Consider the following 22,630-nt stretch of genomic DNA (forward strand, 5'->3'; position numbering starts at 1 on the left):
CCGGAAACGCCGCGTCAACACTTTGTTGAAAAATCTGCGTTACGAGCCGTTACGAGCGCCGACACTTTCCGGACGCCTCAGCTGCCCTTCTCCCGGTTGAGGTAGTTGTAGACCGTGAAGCGGCTGACGCCCAGCGCGCTCGCCACGGTCTCCACCCCGTGCCGCACGGCGAAGGCGCCCCGTGCCTCCAGTATCCGCACGACCTCCTGTTTGGCCTTGCGGTCCAGGTCGGACAGGGGCCGGCCCTCGCGGCGCTCCATGGCGGCGAGGATGTGATCGAGGGAGTCGGCGAGCTGGGGCAGGCGTACGGCGACCACGTCGGCGCCCTCCCAGGCGAGCACGACGTCCTCCGGGCCGGCCTCGTCGGCCGGCACCATCACCCCGCCCATGGCGTCGACCAGCGGTTTCACGGCCGCGACGAAGGGCTCCTCCCCGGTCATCTATCACCCTCCCCGATCTCGCCACCGCCGTCGCCCAGCACGTTGACCTGGAGCGAGATCCGGGTGGCGCCCGCCGCGAGGCTCCGGCGCAGCAGCGCGTCCACCGCGGTGAGCACCTGCTCGGCGCCGCCCTCGGCGGTGTTGCCGAACGGGCCGACGTCCACGGCGTCCAGGGCCGCGGTCTCGATGACCTCCCGCGCCGCCAGGGCGTGCGCGGGGGCTTCTTCCAGGTCGAAGGGTTCGGTCGTGAACTCCACTCTCAATCGCACGCGCACAACCTAACGCGCGGTACGCGCCGTGGGGTGCCCCAGCCGGGAACCGTGGGCGGACCCCCTTGACAAGCGGCGACACACGACGGCAATCTTCCAATACGCAGAAACGAACTTCCGTAATGCGGAATAACTACCACGGAAGGGAGCGCGGCCCGACATGCCAGGTTTCGACTGGGGCACAGCCGCAGACCAGCGCTTCAACGTCAACCTGTCGATCCTCTTCACGGAACTCCCGCTCCTGGAGCGCCCCGCGGCAGCCGCCGCGGCCGGCTTCACCGCGGTCGAGCTGTGGTGGCCCTGGGTCGACTCCCCCACTCCCCCGCGATCCGAGCTGGACGCCCTGAAACGGGCGATCGAGGACGCGGGCGTACGACTGACCGGACTGAACTTCTACGCCGGACAGCTGCCGGGCCCGGACCGCGGCGCGCTGTCCGTCCCCGGCGAGGAGTCCGAGCGGTTCCGCGCCAACATCGATGTGACCGCGGACTTCGCCGCGTCCCTCGGCTGCACCGCGCTCAACGCGCTCTACGGCAACCGGGTCGACGGGGTGGACCCGGCCGAGCAGGACGCGCTCGCCCTGGAGAACCTGGTCCTCGCGGCCCGCGCCGCCGACCGGATCGGCGCGACGCTGCTGATCGAGGCGCTGAACGCGCCCGAGTCGCCGCGCTACCCGCTGGTGTCGGCGCCGGCCGCGGTGGAGGTCGTCGACCGGGTCAACGCGGCGACGGGCCTCGGGAACGCCTCGTTCCTGATGGACCTGTACCACCTGGCCATGAACGGCGAGGACCTGCCCGCGGTGATCGACCGGTACGCCGCGAAGACCGGCCATGTCCAGATCGCCGACAGTCCGGGCCGCGGCGCCCCCGGCACGGGCTCGCTCCCGCTGGCGGAGCTGCTGGACCGGCTGCGGAAGGCCGGTTACGAGGGCTGGGTGGGCCTGGAGTACAAGCCGGGCGACCGCCCGAGCGCCGAGGCCTTCGACTGGCTCCCGCGCGAGGCGCGCCCGGCGCGCTGAACGCCCCTGACATCGCACGGCTGTTGAGAGAGGCACCCCGAACATGAGCACAACGCTCCCGAAGATCGCCTGGATCGGCCTCGGCATCATGGGCTCCCCCATGTCCGAGAACCTGATCAAGGCGGGTTACGACGTCACCGGCTACACCCTGGAACAGGCGAAGCTGGACCGGCTGGCCGCCGCCGGCGGCACCGCGGCCCCCTCGATCGCCGAGGCCGTGCGCGAGGCCGACGTGGTCATCACCATGGTCCCCGCGTCCCCGCAGGTGGAGGCCATCGCCTACGGCCCGGACGGCATCCTGGAGCACGCCCGGCCCGGCACCCTGCTGATCGACATGTCCTCGATCACGCCGGGCACCTCGATCGAGCTGGCGGCCGCCGCGAAGGAGAAGGGCATCCGGGTGCTGGACGCCCCGGTGTCCGGCGGCGAGGCCGGGGCCGTGGAGGCGGTGCTGTCCATCATGGTCGGCGGTGAGCAGGCCGACTTCGACGAGGCGAAGCCCATCTTCGAAGCCCTCGGCAAGACCATCGTGCTCTGCGGGCCGCACGGCTCGGGGCAGACGGTGAAGGCGGCCAACCAGCTGATCGTCGCCGTGAACATCCAGGCGTGCGCCGAGGCCGTGGTCTTCCTGGAGAAGTCGGGCGTCGACCTCGCCGCCGCGCTCGACGTGCTGAACGGCGGCCTCGCGGGCTCGACGGTGCTGACGCGCAAGAAGGACAACTTCCTGAACCGCGACTTCGCGCCGGGCTTCCGGATCGATCTGCACCACAAGGACATGGGCATCGTGACCGACGCCGCCCGCAGTGTCGGCGCGGCCCTGCCGGTCGGCGCCGTGGTCGCCCAGCTGGTGGCGTCCCTGCGCGCACAGGGCGACGGCGGGCTGGACCACTCGGCGCTGCTTCGGTCGGTGGAACGGCTGTCCGGCGCGCAGGTCTGACGCCGCCCCAGGACCGGCCTCCCGGCCACCCCTGAGACTTCCGGGTCGCGGTGCCGTTGACACCTGTCCCGTCGCGCCCAATGCGGTGCCGCGGCCCGGAACCAAATTCAACAAACTGTTGACGCCCTGTTCACCCCACTCCTAGGCTCCACGCAGACTTCTAGGCTCCACAAAGCGGAAGACGATTTCCGCTGCCACCCGCATGGAAGGTCCACGATGTCGCAGCGCGTGCTCACGACAGAGTCCGGCGCCCCGGTCGCCGACAACCAGAACTCCGCCACCGCCGGCGTCGGTGGCCCGCTCCTGCTCCAGGACCAGCACCTCCTGGAGAAGCTCGCGCGCTTCAATCGCGAGCGGATCCCGGAGCGGGTGGTGCACGCCCGCGGCTCCGGCGCGTACGGCCACTTCGAGGTGACCGACGACGTCACCGGGTACACCCACGCCCACTTCCTCGGCGAGGTCGGCCGGCGCACCGAGGTGTTCGCGCGGTTCTCCACGGTCGCGGACAACCTCGGCGGCGCCGACGCGGTGCGCGACCCGCGCGGGTTCGCGCTCAAGTTCTACACCGAGGAGGGCAATTACGACCTCGTCGGCAACAACACCCCGGTGTTCTTCATCAAGGACCCGCTGAAGTTCCCCGACTTCATCCACTCGCAGAAGCGCGACCCGTTCACCGGCAAGCAGGAGCCGGACAACGTCTGGGACTTCTGGGCGCACGCCCCCGAGGCCACGCACCAGGTGACCTGGCTGATGGGCGACCGCGGCATCCCCGCGTCGTACCGGCACATGAACGGGTACGGCTCGCACACCTACCAGTGGACGAACGCGGCGGGCGAGGGCTTCTTCGTCAAGTACCACTTCAAGACGAACCAGGGCATCCGCTGCCTGTCCACCGAGCAGGCGCAGGAGCTGGCGGGCAAGGACCCCAACTCGCACCAGACGGACCTGCTCCAGGCGATCGAGCGGGGCATCCACCCGTCGTGGACGCTGTACGTGCAGATCATGCCGGCGGCGGAGGCGGCGGAGTACCGCTTCAACCCATTCGACCTGACGAAGGTGTGGCCGCACCGGGACTACCCGCTCCAGCGGGTGGGCCGGCTGGTTCTGGACCGCAACCCGGACAACGTGTTCGCCGAGGTCGAGCAGGCCGCGTTCTCGCCGAACAACTTCGTGCCGGGCATCGGTCCCTCGCCGGACAAGATGCTCCAGGGCCGGCTGTTCGCGTACGCGGACGCCCACCGGTACCGCCTGGGCGTCAACCACACCCAGCTCGCCGTGAACGCGCCGCGCGCCACGACCGCGGAGAACTACGGGCGCGACGGTCTCATGGCGGTCAACTCCCAGGGCCGGTACGCCAAGAACTACGAGCCGAACTCCTACGACGGCCCCGTGGAGACGGGTCGCCCGCTCGCGGCGCCGCTGCCCGTGTCCGGGCACACCGGCGCCCATGCCGCGCCGCTGCACACCAAGGACGACGACTTCTACCAGGCGGGCGAGCTGTACCGGCTGATGTCCGAGGAGGAGAAGCGGCGTCTGGTCGCGAACATCGCCGGGGGCCTCGCGCAGGTCTCCCGCGACGATGTGATCGAGAAGAACCTCGCGCACTTCCAGGCGGCCGATCCGGGGTACGGCAAGCGGGTGCGGGAAGCGGTCGAGGCACTGCGCGAGGACTGAGCGCTCCGATCGATCGGCAAGGCGGCGTGCGGGGCCTGACGGGAGGTCATGCCCGCGCACGCGGCCCGCGCCGCACGGACGGCCCGGATTGAGGGGTGGCCGTCCGGCGCGGCGCGGGCAGGGCGAGGACCGCGGCGGCGTGCGAGCCAGTGCGGTGGTCAAGGAGCCGGGTCCCTTCTCGACCAGAGTGAAGGGCCCCCGCCTCCGTCACACCCCCGCGGTCCCCACCCACCCCCTACCCCGTCCGGCGGCGCGACCGACCTGTCGCGCCCAGCGCCGCGCCGCCGGACGGCACCAACAGAACGCTCCCTACGCCGGCCCGACATCTCCGGCGAGGGAGCGTTCGGCATTGTCGAGAAGCTCCTTGTAGGTGAGGACTTCCACGCGGGTGACGTGCGCGTTGAACGTCCGCAGCGTCTCCCCGACCTCCTCCTCCGGCACATCGGAGTGCAGGGCGGGGTGGCCGACGAGCACAAGGGCGCCGGCCCGGCGGGTCTCGATGCCGAACTCCTCGCGGATACGCGCCCGGTTCTCGTCCAACCCGACGAGATAGTTGACCGCCTGTCCGACGGCCTCATGCACGGCGTCGGCCGGCACCCATGCGTTGCGGTGCCGTCTGATCAGGGGCCTCCTGAGCCCCATGGCCCGCTTCAGCTCCACGATGTGCAGGGCGCCGTCCGCCCGTATCAGCGGGATGTCCACCTCGTCGCCGGGCACCAGTCGCCGCCGGGCGGTCTCACCGACGTACCGGCCGCCGAAGATCCAGTGATTGCCTCGCAGGGCACGCTGAAGGTCCGCTTCCGTGGCGTCGGTGTCGTCCACGACGGCCCGCAGGGCCTGGAGGCCGGCGGTACGGCGCTGGAGTTCGGCGGCCTGGAGGAGCAGCCGGCCGTCGTGGTCGGCGGCGAGCAGCGCGAGCGTCTCCGGCGAGGTGGCGATCCGACGGGCCTCCGTCGCGGGATTCTCGATGTCGATCCGGTCACTGCGCAACAGGCGCTCCAGCCAGAGGGAGATTTCCGCTCGGCCGCGCGGGATGACATAGCGCCCCGGTCGGTCGTCGGGGGCTTGGAGGAAGCTTGTGTCGGCGCCTTGGGTCTTGAAGTGGGTGAGCACGTCCTGCGCGCTCGCGCCGGGGTGGTCCCGCAAGTACGCCTCGCTCGCCGCGATCAGCCATTCGTGCATGGCGCGCAGGGAGGACGCGACGAAGTCACGGTGCAGCTCCTTGCGCGCCCCGTCCTGGAAGATGCGGTACCGCTCCTTGAAATCAAGCTGGTTGATCCGGCCCTCCGCATAGTCCAAGGAGTCCTGCAACAGCCGTACGACGTGCCACTCCCCCGCGCCCGCCGCCGCGCCGCGCGCGGCCTCCACGTGCTCTACGAGTGCCTTTCCCCCTCTGCGCCTGCCGTTGCTCCCGCTGTGCATATGGGTGAGGGCGGCGGTCAGTGCCGACCGCACCGCTTCCTCGGACGTCTCCTCCTCCACCGCGCCGAGCTGCATCTCCAGAGCCATGTCGCTGCGTGTCGCCATGCGCGCCAGTCTGCCCGCGGGGTCTGACAAGCCCGGCGTGCGGGAATGCCGCAGGCGGGGCACGCTGGCGGTATGAGTAATTCGGGGCATCCGCACATCGTCGTGCACGCGCCCGCCCTCGACGGGTCCCGGCGGGTCACCGAAGGGGAGGTGACGCTGGGGCTGGCGTCGCATCTGGACGATGTGGTGGAGATCTTGCGGCTGGCCGATCTGGACCGGGTCGAGGTGGAGGAGGACGACCTCATCGAGTGGCAGGGGGGCGGGCCCGAGGACTGGCCGGGGCTTTCGGAGCACGAGGTGTAGGGGCGGACACGAGAAAGGGGCGGCCCGTACGGGCCGCCCCTTGCGTGTGCCGCGCGGCGTCAGCGGTTCAGCGCGCCGATCGCCGTCGGCGCGTGGGACGGCTCCGTGGCGAGGGGTTCGAACTCGGTGACGTCGCTGATGTCCATCGTGCGGCTCATCGAGATGTTCGTGACCCGCTCCAGGATCGCCTCCACCACGACCGGCACCCGGTACCGCGCCGCCAGCTTCTTCGCCTCCTCGAAGGCGGGGCCGAGCTGGTCCGGCTCGGTCACCCGCAGGGCCTTGCAGCCCAGGCCCTCGGCGACCTTGACGTGGTCCACGCCGTACACGCCGATCTCGGGCGTGTTGATGTTCTCGAACTCCAGATTGACCTGGAAGTCGATGTCCAGGCCGAGCTGCGCCTGGCGGATCAGGCCCAGGTAGGCGTTGTTGACCAGGACGTGCACGTACGGGATCCGGTGCTGGGCGGCGGCCGCCAGTTCCTCGATCAGGAACTGGAAGTCGTAGTCGCCGGACAGCGCGACCACCGCCGCCTCCGGGTCGGCCTTGGCCACGCCGATCGCGGCCGGGATCGTCCAGCCGAGCGGCCCCGCCTGGCCGCAGTTGATCCAGTGCCGGGGCTTGTAGACGTGCAGCATCTGCGCGCCGGCGATCTGGGAGAGGCCGATCGTGGTGACGTACCTCGTCTCCGGACCGAAGGCCCGGTTCATCTCCTCGTACACCCGCTGCGGCTTCATCGGCACGTCGTCGAAGTGCGTACGGCGCAGCAGCGTGGCCTTGCGCTCCTGGCAGGAGGAGATCCACTCGCCGCGGTCGGGGAGCCGGCCCGCGGCCTTCAGTTCCCGCGCCACCTCGACGAACAGCTCCAGCGCCGCCCGCGCGTCGGACACCACCCCGTAGTCCGGCGGGAAGATCCGGCCGATCTGCGTGGGCTCGATGTCCACGTGCACGAAGGTGCGGCCCGCGCGGTAGACGTCCAGCTTGTAGCCGGTGTGGCGGTTGGCCCACCGGTTGCCGATGCCGAGGACGAAGTCGGACTCCAGGAACGTGGCGTTGCCGTAGCGGTGCGCGGTCTGCACGCCGACCATGCCCGCGTTCAGCTCGTGGTCGTCGGGCAGCGCGCCCCAGCCCATCAGGGTCGGGATGACGGGGGTGCCGGTCAGCTCGGCGAACTCGGTGAGCAGTTCGCACGCGTCCGCGCCGATGACGCCGCCGCCCGCCACCAGCACCGGCCGATCGGCCGCGAGAAGGTACGACATCGCCTTCTCGATCTGCGCACGGGTCGCGGCGGGCTTGTACACCGGCAGCGGTTCGTACGTCTCCGGGTCGAACTCGATCTCCGTGAGTTGGACGTCGATCGGCAGGTCGATCAGCACCGGGCCGGGCCGGCCGGAGCGCATCAGGTGGAACGCCTGCTGGAAGACGCCGGGGACCTGGGCCGCCTCCAGCACGGTCACCGCCATCTTGGTCACCGGGCTCGCGATCGCGGCGATGTCGACGGCCTGGAAGTCCTCCTTGTGGATCACGTGCGTGGGCGCCTGCCCGGTGATGCACAGGATCGGGATCGAGTCGCCGGTCGCCGAGTACAGGCCGGTGATCATGTCGGTGCCGGCCGGTCCGGAGGTGCCGATGCACACGCCGATGTTGCCCGGCCGCGCACGGGTGTAGCCCTCGGCCATGTGCGAGGCGCCCTCGACATGGCGGGCGAGGGTGTGCTGGATGCCGCCGCCCTCCTTGAGGGCCTTGTAGAACGGGTTGATCGCGGCGCCCGGCACACCGAAGGCGTCGGTGACGCCCTCGAGCTTGAGGATCTCAACTGCCGCGCGAGCAGCGGTCATACGAGCCATCGAGTACTCCTGCCTCGGTGTCGGATGCGGTACTCCCGTCGCGCCCCGCGGTGAGCACAGTCTCCAGAGGTCCCATCAAATTCCGCATTATGGAATTTGCTTTCTACTATCTGGAAGCAATGTAGAGGTGGGTGTTGACCTCGTCAAGAGAGACAAAGACACCGGCAAGTGGCGCGGGAACGCCGGACAGACGCGGTACGGCGGGAGCACCATGGGTGCGCTGTCCCGAGGTGTCGTGCGAGAGTGAGTGGGCCATGCCCGAGAGCGTGCCGGTGCGCTGTCCGGCCTGTCGGCGCGAGCATGTCTACACCGCCCCGGTGTATCCCTGCGCCTGCGGAGCCCCGGCCACCCTGCGGCCTGACCGTCTCACCGCCCCGGCCGTGGCCGGACAGCGGTCCTGGGACGAGGAGTGGATCGGCGCCATGTGCGCCGTCTGCGGGCGGCTCAACCACTGGCCGCGCCCGGAACTGGGCTGCCCGTGCGGCACGGTGCTGCGCATCCCGGTGGTGGAGACGGACCCGGAGCAGGCGGGGGCCCCGACCGAGCCGCCCCCCGCACAGGCCGGCCCCCGCGCCGTCCGGCCCGAGCCCGCCCGGCCCCAGCCCGTCGGGACCGAGCCCGTCCGGCCCGAGTCCGCCGGGCCGACCCCGCCCCGCCGCGCCTTCCGGCCGCACGCCGTCCGCACCGCACGCGACGCCGTCACCGCGACCGCGCTGTATCTGCGCTGGCTCGGGTACGGGGACATCCGTCGCGCCGACCAGCGTCCGGCGCGCGGCATCGGGCTCGCGGCCCGCGGGCTGCTCGCCCAGGTGGACCCGGCGGTACGGCCCGCCGCGCCCCGCGATGTGGAGTGCCTGTGGCTGACCGCGATGACGGAGTCCGCCGACTGCGTCTACTTCTCCCTCGCCGGATACACCGACGCCGCCCGCGCCTGCGCGAACTCCCTGGGCGTACCGCTGTTCGTGCTGGACCTCGCGGGCGTCCCGCGGCCGGTGAACGACCCCGCCGACGCCCTGGACGCCGACGGCGCCCCGGAGACGGGGCGCCGCGCACGGCGGGGCTGACGCGGGGGGCTCAGTCCCGGTACCGCTCCCGCAGCTCGATCTTGCGGACCTTCCCGGACACCGTCATCGGGAAGGCGTCGAGGACGCTCAGCCTGCTCGGCACCTTGTAGTGCGCGAGCCGCCCCCGGCAGAAGGCGCGCAGTTCCTCCAGCGTCGGCGGGTCGCCCGCGTCGTGCGGGATCACGCAGGCCAGCACCTCCTCGTCGTACTTCTCGTCCGGCACCCCGACGACCTGTACGTCCCTGATCTTCGGGTGGGCGTAGAGGAACTCCTCGATCTCGCGCGGGTAGATGTTCTCGCCGCCCCGGATGATCATGTCCTTGATGCGGCCGACGATCTCCACGTACCCGTCCGCGCGCATCACCGCGAGGTCCCCGGTGTGCATCCAGCGGCCCGCGTCGACGACCTCGGCGGTCTTCTCCGGCTCGTCCCAGTAGCCGAGCATCACGCTGTAGCCGCGGGTGCACAACTCGCCTGCCGTGCCCCGGGGTTGCGTGACGCCGGTGGCCGGGTCGACGACCTTGACCTCCAGGTGGGGCAGGACGCGGCCGACGGTGGCGGTGCGGTGCTCCAGGTCATCGTCGGTGCGGGTCTGGAGGGACACCGGCGAGGTCTCGGTCATGCCGTAGCAGATGGCGACCTCGGCCATGTGCATCTCGGCGACGACCCGCTTCATCACCTCCACCGGGCAGGGCGAGCCCGCCATGATGCCGGTGCGCAGGGTGGACAGGTCGTACGACGCGAAGTCCGGGAGGTTCAGCTCCGCGATGAACATGGTCGGGACGCCGTACAGGGAGGTGCACCGCTCCCGCTGCACCGCCTCCAGGCCGGCCCCCGGTTCGAAGGACGGGGCCGGGATCACCAGGCAGGCGCCGTGCGAGGTGGCCGCCAGATTGGCCATCACCATGCCGAAACAGTGGTAGAAGGGAACCGGGACGCAAATGCGGTCCTGCTCGGTGTACTTGACCAACTCTCCTACGAAGTAACCGTTGTTGAGGATGTTGTGGTGGGAGAGAGTGGCCCCCTTGGGGAAGCCGGTGGTGCCCGAGGTGTACTGGATGTTGACCGGGTCGTCGCAGGACAACTCCGCTTCCCGCGCTGCCAGTTCAGACCGGTCGCCGACGACGCCGCGCGCGGTGAACTCCGCCCAGCCGGGGTCCCCGAGGTAGACGACCTCGCGCAGCTCCGGGCAGCCGCCGCGGACCTCCTCGACCATGGCGCGGTAGTCGCTGCTCTTGTGGCTGAGGGAGGCGAACAGCAGCCGGACGCCCGCCTGCCGCAGGACGAAGCCCACCTCGTGGGTGCGGTAGGCCGGGTTGATGTTGACCAGGATGGCGCCGGCGCGGGCGGTGGCGTACTGCACGAGCACCCACTCGGCGCGGTTGACCGCCCAGATGCCCACCCGGTCGCCCTTGGCGATGCCGCTCGCCAGCAGGGCGCAGGCGAGCCGGTCCACGTCGGCGTCGAAGGCGGCGTACGTCCAGCGGCGCCCGGCCGGCACGTCGACCAGGGCCTCGCGATCCGGCCAGGTCCGCGCCGTGCGGGCGAGGTTGGCGCCGATGGTGTCGCCGAGCAGCGCGGTGGTGCCGGTGCCGTGGGCGTACGACGGCTCGGGGGCGCTCACCGGAAGTCCTCCTCGCGGTACTCGTCCGCCGAGCCCTGCGCGGTCGCCTCGCGCAGTTCGATGCGGCGGATCTTGCCGGAGACGGTCTTGGGCAGCGCGCCGAACTCCAGTCGGCGGACGCGCTTGTAGGGGGCGAGCACCTGGCGGGAGTGCTCGAAGATGACCTTGGCGATGTCGGGGCCGGGCGTGTAGCCCTCGGCGAGCACGATGTACGCCTTGGGCACCGCGAGCCGCAGCTCGTCCGGGGCGGGCACCACGGCGGCCTCGGCCACCGCCTCGTGCTCCAGCAGCGCGCTCTCCAGCTCGAAGGGGCTGATCTTGTAGTCGGAGGCCTTGAAGACGTCGTCGGCGCGGCCGATGTAGGTCAGGTAGCCGTCCTCGTCGCGGGCCGCGATGTCGCCGGTGCGGTAGTAGCCGCCCGCCATGGCCTCGGCGGTGCGGTCCGGGTCGCCGTGGTAGCCGGCCATCAGGCCGATGGGCACGTCGGCGAGGTCCAGCGCGATCTCGCCCTCGGTGGCGCCGGGCGCGCCGGTGACCGGGTCGAGCAGCTCCACCCGGTAGCCGGGGCTGGGGCGGCCCATGGAGCCGGTCTTCAGCGGCTGGCCCGGCGGGTTGGAGACCTGGACGGCGGTCTCGGTCTGCCCGAAGCCGTCCCGGACGGTCAACCCCCAGGCTCGTCGCACCTGTTCGATGACCTCGGGGTTGAGCGGCTCGCCCGCGGCCACCACCTCGCGCGGCGGGGTGCGCAGTTGGCCGAGGTCGGATTGGATGAGCATGCGCCACACGGTCGGCGGGGCGCAGAAGGTGGTGACGTGGGCGCGGTCCATCTCGGCCATCAGCCGGCCCGCGTCGAACCGGGTGTAGTTGAAGATGAAGACGGTGGCCTCGGCGTTCCACGGGGCGAACAGGTTGGACCAGGCGTGCTTGGCCCAGCCGGGCGAGGAGATGTTCAGATGGACGTCGCCGGGCTTCAGGCCGACCCAGTACATGGTGGCCAAGTGGCCGATGGGGTAGGAGACATGGGTGTGCTCGACCAGCTTGGGGCGGGCGGTGGTGCCCGAGGTGAAGTAGAGCATCAGCGGGTCGTCGGAGCGGGTGGGCCCGTCGGCCGTGAACCCGGCGGGGGCGTCGTACGCGTCCTCGTACGGCAGCCAGCCCTCAGGCGCGCCGCCGACCGCGATCCGGGTGTAGGAACCGGGCACCTCGGCGAACTTGGGCGCGTCCCCGGACCGCACCAGCACATGCCTGACCCGGCCGCGCCCGACCCGGTCGCGCAGGTCGGCGGGGCCGAGCAGCGGGGTGGCCGGGATGACGACCGCGCGCAGCTTCATCGCGGCCAGCATGACCTCCCACAGCTCGGCCTGGTTGCCGAGCATGACCAGGACGCGGTCCTCGGCGGCGACGCCCCGCGCGCGCAGCCAGTTCGCGATCCGGTCGGAGCGCTCGGACAGCTCGGCGAAGGACAGCCTGGTCTCGCCGCCGTCCTCCTCCACGATGTGCAGCGCGGTGCGGTCGTTGCCGGCGGCGATCACGTCGAACCAGTCCAGGGCCCAGTTGAAGTGCTCCGGCCGGGGCCACGCGAACCCGTCGTAGGCGGTGGCATAGTCCTCGCGGTGTGCCAGCAGGAAGTCCCGTGCGTTCCTGAAGGCATCGGTCGCCGTCGTCATCCGTCGTCCTCCTATGTTCCCGACCATTGCCGGGCGGCTCCCCGGCATCGTCTAATCCGTGATGCAGGTCTCACTACCCCCGAACGGGGGTGTGGGCCCCGCGGGCACGGGGGTGTGGTCCGCACATCAGCCGCACCGAAGGAGCGATGAGGTGACAGCAGAGGCCGTGACGGTGGTGGAGATCCGCGGTGCGCTGCTCCGGCTGCGGCGCGCGACGGGGCTGCCGGTCGCCTTCGGCGGGCTGGTGGAGTCCGGCCGGCCGCAGGTGCGCATCAGCGAGCTGAGCGGCACGGCGACGGCCGCGCTGCGCTCGCTCGCGGTGAGTTCGGGCAGCGGTCTCGGCGGCAAGGCGGTGGCACTGGCCCGGCCGTGCGCGGTGACCGACTACTCCAGCTCCCGGCAGATCAGCCACGAGTACGACGTCCCGGTGGCCGCGGAGGGCATCCGCTCGGTGCTCGCGGTGCCGGTGGTGGTACGGCGCCGGGTGCGCGGGGTGCTCTACGGCGCGCTGCGCTCGGCCCAGCCGCTCGGCGACCGGGCGCTCGGCGCGGCGGTGGCGGTGGCGCGGGACCTGGAGCAGACGCTGGTGCTGCGGGACGAGGCGCGGGAGTTGCTGCGCGCGGCCGGCCGGGGCCCGCTCGGGGGCGCGGGGGCGCGGGCGTACGGCGGGGCGGGGGCGCAGCCGTACGGCGGGCCGGGGGCCTGGGAGCAGGTGCGGGAGGCGCACGCGGCGCTTCGGGCGCTCGCGCCCCGGATCACCGACCCGGTGCTGCGCGCCGATCTGCTGGCCGCCTGCGGGCTGCTGACGGCACCGCGCCCGGCCGGCGGCCCCGCTCTGGCGCCGCGCGAACTGGACGTGCTGTCCTGGGTGGCGGCGGGTGCGACCAACGCCGCGGTGGCCGAGCGGCTGGGGCTGCGCCCGGAGACGGTCAAGGGCTATCTCCGTTCCGCAATGCGGAAGTTGGGCGCACACACACGGGGGGAGGCGGTGACCGCGGCACGCAGGGCCGGGTTGTTGCCGTAGCCCCCGAGACGGGAAGGAAACGTTCCCATTCATGCGCGGATGCTTTGAATTTCCTCATGCTTGACCGTTTGTTATTTCCCTCACCACGGCTTCCGTCCGAATTTCAAGGATCGTTGCCTAGAATTTGGTCCGGACACGACATACGAGGGGAGCGGTGAACGTGCGACGGGACTTCCAGGAGTCTGCCCGATGCCGCTCGGACCTGGTCATCGGCCGCGAGGAACTGTGCGCCGCCGCCCGTGCCCACCTCGCCTCCGGCGGCAGTGTGCTGCTCCACGGACCGGCCGGAATAGGGAAATCGACCATCCTGCGGGCATTGGCCGAGGAATACGCCGCCAGCGCGCACATCGTCCTGCGCTGCTCGGCGACCGAGTCCGAATCCCACCTCCCCTTCCTCGCCCTCGCCGACCTCCTCGGACTGGTCCTCGACGACGTCTGCCCGCAGCTGCCCGCCGCCCAGCGCACCGCCCTGGAATCGGCGCTCACCGGCCGCGGCGAGTCCAGCCTCCAGCGCGACGGCCTCGCCCTGCGCCTCGCGGTGCTGTCCGCGCTGCGCGCGCTCGCCGCCCGCGGCCCGGTCCTGATCGTCGCCGACGACCTCCAGTGGCTGGATCCGGCCAGCGCCGAACTGCTCGGCTTCGCCGCCCGCCGGCTCGGCGGCACCCCGGTCCAACTCCTGTGCGCGGTACGGACGGAGGGCCAGGACAGCCAGGAATACGACCGGCATCTGCGGTCCTGCCCGCCGGACACCCTCGCCGTACGCATCGGGCCGCTCTCGCACGCCCGGATCGCCGAGCTGCTCGGCCACCGCGGCCACGGCGGGCTGCCCCGCTCCACGGTCCGCGAGGTGCACCGCACCAGCGGCGGCAACCCGCTGTTCGCGCTGGAACTCGGCCGCGCCCTCGCCGAGAGCCCCACCCCGCCCCGGCCCGGCGAGCCGCTGCCGGTGCCCACCTCGCTGCGCGCCCTGGTGCTCAGCCGCCTGGACATGCTGTCCGTGGAGGCCCGCCGCACCCTGCTGGTGGCCAGTGCCGGCGCCCGCCCCACCCCGGCGCTGCTGCACGCGGCCGGCCGTGAGAACGCCGAGGCGGAGTGCGCCCAGGCCGCCGAACTCGGGCTGCTGGCAACGGAGTCGGACGCCCCCGCCGTACGCTTCGCGCACCCCCTGATCTCCGCCGCGCTGTACGCGGAGGCGCCCGCACAGGAGCGGCGGGCCGCGCACGCGGCGCTGTCCACCGCCGCCTCCGACCCCATCGAGCGGGCCCGGCACCTCGCCCTCGCCACCACCGGCGCCGACCCGGAGGTGGCCGCCCGGCTCGCCGAGGCCGCCGCCCTCGCACGGGACCGCGGCGCGCCCTCGGTCGCCGCCCAGCTGGGGCTGCTGGCCGCCCGGCACACCCCGGCGGACGGCGTGCCCGGCCCGGAGGAGCGCCGGCTCGCGGCCGCGGAGGACGCCATCACCGCGGGCGAGGTGGACCTCGCGCGGGACATCGCGCGGGAGGTGCTGAGCCGGGCGAGCGTGCCCGCCGAACGGGTACGCGCCTGGATCATCGTCATCGACACCGCGGGCCACACCATGGCCGAGGTCGACGCCCTCTTTCCGCAGGCCCTCGCGGACGCCGGCGACGACCCGCGGCTGCTCGCCCTGGTCCACTACCAGCTGGGCTGGCGGGCGCTGATCGTGGAGGGCGACTTCACCGCGGCCCGCGACGCCGCCGCGCACGCCGCCGAGCTGGCCGCACACGCCAAGGACCGGCGCACCGAACTGCTCGCCCTCGCCTTCCAGGCGCAGACCGAGACCCTGATGGGCCATCCGGAGGCACCCCGCACCATCAAACGGGCCCTGCGCGAACCCCAGGACCCGCGGGTGGCCTGGCATCACAACGGGGCGGGCAGCGCCCGGTTCCGCTGGCTGGTCATGGGCGACCAGCTGGCGGAGGCGCGGGCCACCGTCACCGGACTGCTGCGCGAGGTGCGGCGGCGCGGCTCGGTGGAGAGCGAGGTGCACTTCCTGCGCGGTCTCGCCGAGACCGAGCTGCGCGCCGGGCACTGCGGGCGCGCCCTGGACCTGGCCCGCGAGAGCCTCAAGCTGGCCCGCGACTCCGGGATCGGCGAGACCGCCTCGGCCATGCTGACCTCCCTCGCGGAGGCGTCCGGCGGGGACGTGGACCGGGCGCTCACCCTCGCCCGCGAGGCGGTGGAGCACGCCGAGGGGGACGGCGACCAGATGTACCTCTCCCGGGCCCTGGGCGCGCTCGGGTACGCCCAGTTGGTGGCCGGGGACCCGGCGGGCACCGTGCGCTCGCTGCGCCGGGTGCGCAGCCTGGAGCTGGGCCTCGGCATCACCGACCCGGCCCGCGGCCGCTGGCAGGGCGACCTCGCCGAGGCACTGGTCCGCATCGGTGAACCCGCCGAGGCGCAGGACGTCATCGACACCGCGCGGGAGCACGCGCTCAGGCTCGGCCGGGAGAGCGTCCTCGCCGTCCTGGACCGCTCCGAGGCCCTGGTGCGGGCGGCACGGGGCGCGGGCGAGGCGGCGCTCGCCCAGCTGAGGTCGGCTCAGGACCGGCTCGGCAAGCTGGGCTACGGCCTGGAGGAGGCGCGGGCCGCGTTCGCGCTGGCCCGGCTGCGCGGCCGGCGCCCCGGGCCCGCGGCCTACGACGAGGCGACCCGGCTGTTCCGCCGCTGCCGGGCGCTGCCCTGGCTGCGCCAGGTGGACGAGGCGCTCACCATCCTCGCCGCGGAACCGCCGCGGACGGCGCCCACCGCGCCGCTGGACGCGCTCGATGTGCTGGACGTGCTGGCCGCGATGGAGCGTCAGGTGGCGGCGCTGGTCATGGAGGGCGCGACCAACCGGGAGATAGCCGCACGGCTGTTCATCAGCGTCAAGACGGTCGAGGCCACGCTCACACGGGTGTACCGCAAGCTGGGGATCCGGTCGCGGGTCGACATCGTCCGATTGGCCGCAGGTCGGCGCGCGCACTGAGCGCGGCGGCGGTTAACTGAGCCGGACCGAGGGTTTTCCCTCACCCGACCCCCTAGGGGGTTCCCTCATTGGGAGCCGAAGGTTCCGGACCTAGCGTAATGGGCGTACCGCTCGCCCGGGTACAGGGGGTCGGACCCACCCCCCACCACCGTGCACAACCCCTCTAGCCGTGCGAACCCCCCACCGGTGCAACCCCACTGAGGAGACTCATGTTCGGGCCCACACGTGCCAGACGGACCGCCGCGATCCTGACGGCGACCGCCGCCGCCGCGGCGACCGCGCTGCTCGCCTCCCCCACGGCGAGCGCAGCTCCCCAGCCCATTGTCGGCGGTACGACGACCACCACCACCGCGTACCCGTTCGTCATGCAGATCACGGACGCGTCCGGCAGTCAGTTCTGCGGCGGCACCCTGGTGGCCGCCACGAAGGTGGTGACGGCCGCGCACTGCATGGCCGGCGAGACCACCGGCAGCGTCCGCGTCGTCGGCGGCCGTACCAAGCTGAACGGTACCGACGGCACGGTGAGCAAGGTCAGCAAAATCTGGGTGAACCCGGACTACACGGACGCCACCAAGGGCGACGACGTGGCCGTGCTGACCCTGTCGACGTCGATGCCGTACCAGCCGGTGTCGTACGTCTCCTCCTCCCAGACGGGGGTGTACGCGGCCGGTACCACGGCGCGGATCCTCGGCTGGGGCACGACTTCGGAGAACGGCAGCTCCTCCAACCAGCTGCGGACCGCGACCGTACCGATCGTGTCCGACGCGAGCTGCCGTTCCTCCTACGGTTCGGACTACGTGCAGTCCGACATGGTGTGCGCCGGGTACAGCTCCGGCGGCGTGGACACCTGCCAGGGCGACAGCGGCGGTCCCCTGCTCATCGGGGGCGTCCTGGCAGGGATCACTTCTTGGGGCGAGGGGTGCGCGGAGGCGGGCTATCCGGGGGTCTACACCCGGCTGGCCACCTTCGCGGACCAGGTCACCGCACAGGTGAACTCGTGACCCGGAAGATCTCCCGAGTACCCCTCGGGTAAGGCCAGGGGGGCGTTGCGAGCGACCACGAGCAGCCCGCAGCGCCCCCCTCTCCACATGCTCGGCGACTCTCACCGAACCTTTCCCTGCCGGGGCTTTACCGCGGCGCGCCCGTGGACAGGGTGAGCGGAGGGAAAGGTTCCCCCTGTGACCGGCGCCGCCGGTGACGAAGGTGAGATCGCTGGAGGAGCAGAGATGACCGAGGCGTTGGTGCTGGGCGGCGGCGGAGTGGGCGGGATCGCCTGGATGACCGGGCTGCTCGCGGGACTCGCCGATGCCGGGCAGGACGTCACGGACGCCGGGCTGCTGGTCGGCACCTCCGCGGGTGCGGCCGTAGCGGCCCAACTCGGCAGCGGACTCGGTCTGGAGGAACTGTACGCGCGGCAGGTGGAGCCTTCCGCGCAGGCGCGCGAGATCATGGCGGACCTGGACATCGAGAGGTTCACCGCGGAGCTGGGCGGCGCGCTGGCCACGGCCGCCTCGACGGCGGACCTGCGGCGCGCGATCGGCGAGCTGGCGCTGGCCGCGCGGACGGTCGGCGAGCCGGAGCGGCGGGCGGTGATCGAGTCCCGGCTGCCCGTCCACGCCTGGCCCGAGCGGGAGTTGAAGGTCGTCGCGGTGGACGCCGAGACCGGCGGCACGAGGGTCTTCGACCGTGACTCGGGCGTCCCGCTGGTCGACGCGGTCGCCGCCAGCTGTGCGGTGCCGGGTGTGTGGCCCCCGGTGACGATCGCCGGGCGCCGCTACATCGACGGCGGGATCCGCTCGGTCGCCAACGCCGACCTCGCCTCCGGCGCGACCCGCGTCCTGGTCCTCGTTCCGCTGGGTCCCGCCGAGCCGCTGCCGAGCGACCACCCCCTGGACGAGACGATCGCCGCGCTGCGGGCGGGGGGCGCGGAGGTCCTCGTCATCGCCCCCGACGAGGCCTCCGCCACCGCGATCGGCCCCAACCCCCTGGACCCGGCGACCCGTACCCCGGCCGCGCAGGCGGGCCGCGCCCAGGGACGGGCACTGAAGCTGGATCGGGACCGGCATGGCCAGGCTCCCACCGCGGAGAGCCGCGGCAGCACGGCGTGGGGAGGGGTTCGGTCCACGGCTGGGGGGTGAGGGGGAACGGCGGGGACGGTCAGGGAGAGTCAGGGGCGGTGAGGGTGGGAGGCCCCGGCCGTGACGGGCGGTGAGCGGGGCCGGTGTCAGGGTACGCGGTCGGTACGGCGGTTCGGGCTCCGGCGCTCATGGACGACGCCGGAGCCGGTGAGCGGGCCCGGTGCCGGTGAGAGCGTCGGCAATGCCGTGCGCCTTCCTCGGCGGTGGGCGGGGTCGGCACTGCGGTGCGGACGCCGGCAGCGATGGGCGTGGCCGGTGTCGGCGAGCGGGTCGGGCGCCGGGTTCGGCTCCCGCCGGCCCACCCGCGCCGACCCGACCGCACCGAGTCACCCATGCCAGCCCGCATCCCCTTCGCACCCGCCCACACACACGCCAACGAGCCGGCGCCAATCCGCCTGCGTCTCACCGCGCTTGATCGCACACCGACGGCAGCCACGTCTGTCCCGGTGTCTCCCTCAGGGTGTCCAGGGTGGTGAGCAGGGCGGTCAGATCCCTGGGATGGGCCAGGTAGGTGATCGTGGATTCGGCGAAGGCGTCGCGGAGGGTCGGCGGCATGGCGTCGGAGGCGTCGAAGCAGTGGGTGGCGGACGGGGAGAGGAGCGTGGTGGCGAGGGAGCGGTGCCAGGCGGGGCCCGCGGTGGGCCGGACCCTGGTGTCGACGGAGAAGGCGGACTCGGCGTCGGCCCAGGCGCGTTGCGCGGCCGGCGCGGACAGGTAGCGGATCAGCCGCCGTGCCTGCGGGGTGGCGTGCAGGAGCGCGACCAGGTCGCCGGAGACCTCCCAGGAGTCCTTGGCGGTGGCGCCCGGAATGAGGTCGGCCGAGGGGTCGTAGCGGCCGTCGGCCCGCTGCCACGCGGTGGACTGGGTGCGGATGAAGGACGCCTGGTGTTCGAGCGTGCAGCCCCGAGGCGTGGCCGTGACCGGTGCGGAGGCCTGGGCGTAACCCGTCTTCAGGGTGCGCCGGAGCAGCTTCCCGGAGGTGCCCGCGCCCATCAGCCGGCCCCATGTCGTCCATGCCTGCCGTACCTCCGGCGAGCGCCAGGACAGCTTGCCGCTCGCCCAGGACTGGTAGACGCGCGGCCCGTGTTGCTGGAGCAGGATGTCCTCGATCCAGTCCGTGCCCGGCCACCCGCTGGTCGCGCCCGAGCCCATCCCCACGCACCACCGCTCCGGATCGTCCCGCGCCGCGAGACGCTGCCGCCCGCCGGTGCCGGCCGGGTACCAGACGATGCTCTTGAGGTCGGCCTTGAGCGGGAACCAGTACACATGCCCGTCCGCGAGCGGCATCGCCCAGGACGTGCCGAAGTCCTCCCGGGGGATGAGCCCGTCGAGCGGCTGGAGCTGCTTCTGGCCCGCGTAGTCGGCGAGTTCGCCGGGCCCGGTGAGCACCACCACGTCCGGTGGCGTCCCGGCCTCGACATCGGCGCCGAGCACCTGGCTCTCCGCCGAGCTGCCCTGGTAGTCCACGTGCACGTGGTACTTCCGCTCGAACGGCTCGATCACCGCCCGGCGCAGGTTCGTCTCGTCGCGGCCCGTCCAGTTCGCCAGCAGCGTCACGGTAGGCTCCCGGCCGAGGGCGCGGTCGCCCAGGACGAGAGCCGCCGCCAGCAGGACGAGACAGCCCGCGACCACGGTGACCGTCCGGGCGCGGCCGCGCAGTCGCCCGCTCACCGGGGCCTGAACCGGTACTCGTCGATGTGCCGCCGCAGTCCCGTCTCGGCCAGTGCCATGACCAGGATGCCTCCGATCAGTATCCAGCCGGCCGCCGCGGCGCGGAGACCGGTGTCCGCCAGGTACGTGGCGGTCGCCCGCCCCGCGTCGGTCAGTTCCCGCCCGGACAGCGGGCGGTCGAGCAGTCGCCGGGTGTCCGCCATCCCCGCGTGCGTCCACACCGTGAACAGCAGCGTGACGGCGAGCCCGGCCGCGAGCAGCGCGCCCGCGCCGAGCAGGCCCCGGTTGTAGCGGCGCCGGAAGCGGCGGCGCAGGAACAGCTGGGTCTCCAGCAGGCAGCAGGTCAGCGCGAGCGCGAGCAGCAGCGTCGCGGCCCAGCCGCACCACAGCAGCGGGCCGAAGGAGGTCTGCCGGTGCACGGCCGCGCGCTGCTGGGCCTGGAGGACCTTCAGCCGGGGCAGTATCCCGGCGCCGGGGTCCGCCAGGATGCTCGTCGCGTAGCTGAGGTACGCCTCGCGCAACACGCTCCCGGCGGACTGGACTTGGGCCTGCTGCACCTTGACCGCGTAGACGGTGATGAGCGCGGCGACGGTCTGGAGCGCCTGCCGTCCCGACGCTCCCCCCACGTCGTCCCCGGCGGCGGCCGCGACGCTCTGCGCGGCCACCGAGATCTGTTTCTGGAAGTCGCTGGTGGGGGTCGCCGCGCCGGCGTCCCGCTCGGCCTGCCCGAGGGCGTACAGCGCGGTGTCGAGGGACAGCACCGCCGGGGCGCTGGAGGTGCGCAGCGGATCGGCGTCGCCATGCACGCCCTCGTACGACAGGAAGAGGCTGAGCGTCAGCAGCGCCGACAGGGCGAGCAGCAGGCGGTGGCGGACGGCCAGGTCGCGGGCGGTCGTACTGCCGCGTACGGCGCCGGTGCCGGCGCTCATGCCGGCGGCCCGGCCAGCCGGCGGCCGCACTCGCCACCGCAGTACAGGGAGTCCGCCGGGCCGAGCCAGCCGCAGTCCGGGCACTCCAGGAGGGCGTCGGTGTCCGGGGGGATCTCGGGGGCGGGCGGCGGGGGCGCGGCCGGGTGGTGCGGCGGGGTGGTCATGGCGCTGGAGAGGATCAGGTGCTGCCAGTCGACGTCCTTGAGGCCACCGCGGACCCGGCCGCCGCCCGGCACGTCCTCGATCCGGCGCAGTGCGACGAGGAGGCGGGCGTCGCCGAGTTCGTCCGCCAGGCGCAGCGCGCGGGCGAGTTCGCGGTCCGCGGTGTCGCGGCCGTCGGTGCCGCGCAGCCAGGCCCGGTAGGCGCGGGCCACGGCGGCGCTCGCCTGCTGGTACAGCTCCTGCCGGTGCACTCCGGGGTGGCGCCGGGAGGCGTCGAGCGGGTTGTCGGTCCAGCGCACCAGGATGGGGCGGGCCCGTGGCAGTCGTACCGGATGCCCGAAGTCGGGTACGACGACCTCGGCGGCGGCGAGCTGGAGGTCCTCGCCGCGTTCCCGTCCGGTCGGATCGGCGGCCAGCACCACCTGGAAGTGCCGTACCTCCTCGCCCCAGGCGCGGGTGATGTACTCGGTGCAGCGTCCGGGGCCGGCGGCCGGCAGGAGTTCCTGTTCGCCGGGGACGACCTGTTTGACCTGGCGGATGACGGTGCCGGGGGTGGGGGTGAGCCGGATGCGCAGTTCGGGCACCGCCGTGCCGAGCAGTCCGTGCACCAACTCCTCGTAGGCGGCGGTGAGTTCGGACTCCTCACGGACGGCTCCGGCGCGGCCGTGCAGCCGCCGGGTGATGCGCAGCAGCAGTTCGGCGTCCCAGTCGTCGCCGATGCCCCAGGCGTCGCAGACGAAGCGGCCCTCGCAGGCGTCCAGCGCGGTGTCCAGGGTCATGGCGGCCCGGTCGTCGTGCTCGTTGCGGCCGTCGGTGAGCAGCAGGACGTGTTTGACGGGCGCGGGGTGGTCCTTCAGCAGCCGGCGGGCGAGGTCCAGCCACGTCCCGATGGCGGTGCCGCCGTTGGCGTCCAGGATGCGTACGGCCCGTACGGCGGCGGCGCGTTCGCCCGGCCCGGCGACGGCGAGCCCCGGATGGTCCGGGCCGGGGTGGACGACGGTGGCGTGGAAGTGGCCGGAGAGCACGGCGAAGGCGGTGCCCTCGGGCAGCAGCCGTACGGCGGCCACGGTGGCGTCCTTGGCCGCGTGCAGCTTGGCCGCCGGGTAGAGCATGGAGCGGGAGGTGTCCACGATCAGCACCTCGGCGAGCGCGGGCCCGCCGCCCGGCGCCCGTCCCCCGGTGAGCCCGGCGCCGCCGTGGCCGCGCACGCCGATCTCCAGGATGGCGTGCATCTCCCGCTCCTCGCCCCGCTCCTGGCCACTTGGTTCGGCGGGCAGGTCCTTCTGCTGGCCGACCTCAAGCGTCACCTCGATCTGCTCGGCCCTGTTCATCGGCGTCTCTTCCCGGGGG

The 22,630-nt window shown here is 72.6% G+C and carries 18 protein-coding genes; 9 read left to right on the forward strand and 9 right to left on the reverse strand.

Features of this window, described 5'->3' with window-relative positions; all coding sequences use genetic code 11:
* Positions 1-77: 77 nt before the first annotated feature.
* Positions 78-440, reverse strand: coding sequence for a helix-turn-helix domain-containing protein (locus ACE4Q9_RS06750; RefSeq protein ID WP_397983302.1), 363 nt, complete (start codon positions 438-440; stop codon positions 78-80).
* Complete coding sequence (locus ACE4Q9_RS06755) at positions 437-709, reverse strand: hypothetical protein (protein WP_397983303.1); 273 nt, start codon at positions 707-709, stop codon at positions 437-439. The genes ACE4Q9_RS06750 and ACE4Q9_RS06755 overlap by 4 nt, the downstream gene beginning before the upstream one ends.
* Positions 710-869: 160 nt before the next feature.
* Here ACE4Q9_RS06755 and ACE4Q9_RS06760 point away from each other — a divergent pair, with 160 nt between their 5' ends.
* The 3 genes from ACE4Q9_RS06760 (at position 870) to ACE4Q9_RS06770 (ending at position 4,338) form a co-directional block, all read left to right on the forward strand.
* Positions 870-1,727, forward strand: a complete 858-nt coding sequence (locus ACE4Q9_RS06760; protein WP_397983304.1) for a TIM barrel protein — start codon at positions 870-872, stop codon at positions 1,725-1,727.
* Between the two features lie 43 nt (positions 1,728-1,770).
* Positions 1,771-2,664 carry a 2-hydroxy-3-oxopropionate reductase gene (locus ACE4Q9_RS06765; RefSeq protein WP_397983305.1) on the forward strand — a complete coding sequence of 298 codons (894 nt, stop codon included), beginning with the start codon at positions 1,771-1,773 and terminating at the stop codon, positions 2,662-2,664.
* Positions 2,665-2,880: 216 nt separating this feature from the next.
* Positions 2,881-4,338, forward strand: a complete 1,458-nt coding sequence (locus ACE4Q9_RS06770) for a catalase (RefSeq protein ID WP_397983306.1) — start codon at positions 2,881-2,883, stop codon at positions 4,336-4,338.
* A gap of 309 nt (positions 4,339-4,647) precedes the next feature.
* Here the strand turns inward: ACE4Q9_RS06770 and ACE4Q9_RS06775 are convergent, their stop codons facing one another.
* A complete protein-coding gene (locus ACE4Q9_RS06775) occupies positions 4,648-5,865 on the reverse strand; it encodes a Shedu anti-phage system protein SduA domain-containing protein (RefSeq protein WP_397983307.1) in 1,218 nt (405 codons plus the stop codon).
* 72 nt (positions 5,866-5,937) lie between these two features.
* Here ACE4Q9_RS06775 and ACE4Q9_RS06780 point away from each other — a divergent pair, with 72 nt between their 5' ends.
* The gene (locus ACE4Q9_RS06780; protein ID WP_397983308.1) at positions 5,938-6,168 is read left to right on the forward strand and encodes a hypothetical protein; all 231 of its coding nucleotides are present in this window, start codon (positions 5,938-5,940) and stop codon (positions 6,166-6,168) included.
* Between the two features lie 59 nt (positions 6,169-6,227).
* Here the strand turns inward: ACE4Q9_RS06780 and gcl are convergent, their stop codons facing one another.
* Positions 6,228-8,006, reverse strand: a complete 1,779-nt coding sequence (gene gcl / locus ACE4Q9_RS06785; RefSeq protein ID WP_397987143.1) for a glyoxylate carboligase — start codon at positions 8,004-8,006, stop codon at positions 6,228-6,230.
* 263 nt (positions 8,007-8,269) lie between these two features.
* On the opposite strand from gcl, the gene ACE4Q9_RS06790 reads away from it, so the two are divergent.
* Positions 8,270-9,079, forward strand: coding sequence for a hypothetical protein (locus tag ACE4Q9_RS06790; protein ID WP_397983309.1), 810 nt, complete (start codon positions 8,270-8,272; stop codon positions 9,077-9,079).
* Positions 9,080-9,089: 10 nt separating this feature from the next.
* On the opposite strand, the gene ACE4Q9_RS06795 is transcribed toward ACE4Q9_RS06790, so the two are convergent.
* Entirely contained in the window at positions 9,090-10,703 is a 1,614-nt protein-coding gene (locus tag ACE4Q9_RS06795; RefSeq protein ID WP_397983310.1) for an AMP-binding protein, read from the reverse strand.
* On the reverse strand, positions 10,700-12,370 hold the full coding sequence (locus tag ACE4Q9_RS06800) for an AMP-binding protein (RefSeq protein ID WP_397983311.1): 1,671 nt from the start codon (positions 12,368-12,370) through the stop codon (positions 10,700-10,702). The genes ACE4Q9_RS06795 and ACE4Q9_RS06800 overlap by 4 nt, the downstream gene beginning before the upstream one ends.
* 151 nt (positions 12,371-12,521) lie before the next feature.
* Here ACE4Q9_RS06800 and ACE4Q9_RS06805 point away from each other — a divergent pair, with 151 nt between their 5' ends.
* The 4 genes from ACE4Q9_RS06805 (at position 12,522) to ACE4Q9_RS06820 (ending at position 18,518) form a co-directional block, all read left to right on the forward strand.
* Positions 12,522-13,394, forward strand: a complete 873-nt coding sequence (locus ACE4Q9_RS06805; protein WP_397983312.1) for a LuxR C-terminal-related transcriptional regulator — start codon at positions 12,522-12,524, stop codon at positions 13,392-13,394.
* Between the two features lie 154 nt (positions 13,395-13,548).
* Positions 13,549-16,380: an ATP-binding protein gene (locus tag ACE4Q9_RS06810; RefSeq protein ID WP_397983313.1), complete on the forward strand. Its 2,832-nt coding sequence runs from the start codon at positions 13,549-13,551 to the stop codon at positions 16,378-16,380.
* 209 nt (positions 16,381-16,589) lie between these two features.
* Positions 16,590-17,381 (forward strand): S1 family peptidase, encoded by a 792-nt coding sequence (locus ACE4Q9_RS06815; RefSeq protein ID WP_397983314.1) that lies wholly within the window; start codon positions 16,590-16,592, stop codon positions 17,379-17,381.
* Between the two features lie 225 nt (positions 17,382-17,606).
* Positions 17,607-18,518, forward strand: coding sequence for a patatin-like phospholipase family protein (locus ACE4Q9_RS06820; protein WP_397983315.1), 912 nt, complete (start codon positions 17,607-17,609; stop codon positions 18,516-18,518).
* Positions 18,519-18,920: 402 nt separating this feature from the next.
* On the opposite strand, the gene ACE4Q9_RS06825 is transcribed toward ACE4Q9_RS06820, so the two are convergent.
* The 3 genes from ACE4Q9_RS06825 to ACE4Q9_RS06835 are packed head-to-tail and all read right to left on the reverse strand — an operon-like array spanning position 18,921 to position 22,611.
* Entirely contained in the window at positions 18,921-20,189 is a 1,269-nt protein-coding gene (locus ACE4Q9_RS06825; RefSeq protein WP_397983316.1) for an ABC transporter substrate-binding protein, read from the reverse strand.
* Complete coding sequence (locus ACE4Q9_RS06830; RefSeq protein ID WP_397983317.1) at positions 20,186-21,118, reverse strand: hypothetical protein; 933 nt, start codon at positions 21,116-21,118, stop codon at positions 20,186-20,188. The genes ACE4Q9_RS06825 and ACE4Q9_RS06830 overlap by 4 nt, the downstream gene beginning before the upstream one ends.
* Complete coding sequence (locus ACE4Q9_RS06835; RefSeq protein WP_397983318.1) at positions 21,115-22,611, reverse strand: VWA domain-containing protein; 1,497 nt, start codon at positions 22,609-22,611, stop codon at positions 21,115-21,117. Before ACE4Q9_RS06835 ends, ACE4Q9_RS06830 begins: the two co-directional genes overlap by 4 nt.
* Positions 22,612-22,630 lie beyond the last annotated feature (19 nt).

It is taken from the genome of Streptomyces sp. AM6-12 (assembly GCF_044327085.1).
Lineage (GTDB): Bacteria > Actinomycetota > Actinomycetes > Streptomycetales > Streptomycetaceae > Streptomyces.

Bases quoted from the DNA above. Each gene is read 5' to 3' on its own strand.
- ACE4Q9_RS06815 (WP_397983314.1), top strand. From the start codon at position 16,590: ATGTTCGGGCCCACACGTGCCAGACGGACCGCCGCGATCCTGACGGCG.
- gcl (WP_397987143.1), bottom strand. From the start codon at position 8,006: ATGACCGCTGCTCGCGCGGCAGTTGAGATCCTCAAGCTCGAGGGCGTC.
- ACE4Q9_RS06820 (WP_397983315.1), top strand. From the start codon at position 17,607: ATGACCGAGGCGTTGGTGCTGGGCGGCGGCGGAGTGGGCGGGATCGCC.
- ACE4Q9_RS06780 (WP_397983308.1), top strand. From the start codon at position 5,938: ATGAGTAATTCGGGGCATCCGCACATCGTCGTGCACGCGCCCGCCCTC.
- ACE4Q9_RS06790 (WP_397983309.1), top strand. From the start codon at position 8,270: ATGCCCGAGAGCGTGCCGGTGCGCTGTCCGGCCTGTCGGCGCGAGCAT.
- ACE4Q9_RS06770 (WP_397983306.1), top strand. From the start codon at position 2,881: ATGTCGCAGCGCGTGCTCACGACAGAGTCCGGCGCCCCGGTCGCCGAC.
- ACE4Q9_RS06835 (WP_397983318.1), bottom strand. From the start codon at position 22,611: ATGAACAGGGCCGAGCAGATCGAGGTGACGCTTGAGGTCGGCCAGCAG.
- ACE4Q9_RS06775 (WP_397983307.1), bottom strand. From the start codon at position 5,865: ATGGCGACACGCAGCGACATGGCTCTGGAGATGCAGCTCGGCGCGGTG.
- ACE4Q9_RS06760 (WP_397983304.1), top strand. From the start codon at position 870: ATGCCAGGTTTCGACTGGGGCACAGCCGCAGACCAGCGCTTCAACGTC.
- ACE4Q9_RS06830 (WP_397983317.1), bottom strand. From the start codon at position 21,118: ATGAGCGCCGGCACCGGCGCCGTACGCGGCAGTACGACCGCCCGCGAC.
- ACE4Q9_RS06765 (WP_397983305.1), top strand. From the start codon at position 1,771: ATGAGCACAACGCTCCCGAAGATCGCCTGGATCGGCCTCGGCATCATG.
- ACE4Q9_RS06750 (WP_397983302.1), bottom strand. From the start codon at position 440: ATGACCGGGGAGGAGCCCTTCGTCGCGGCCGTGAAACCGCTGGTCGAC.
- ACE4Q9_RS06800 (WP_397983311.1), bottom strand. From the start codon at position 12,370: ATGACGACGGCGACCGATGCCTTCAGGAACGCACGGGACTTCCTGCTG.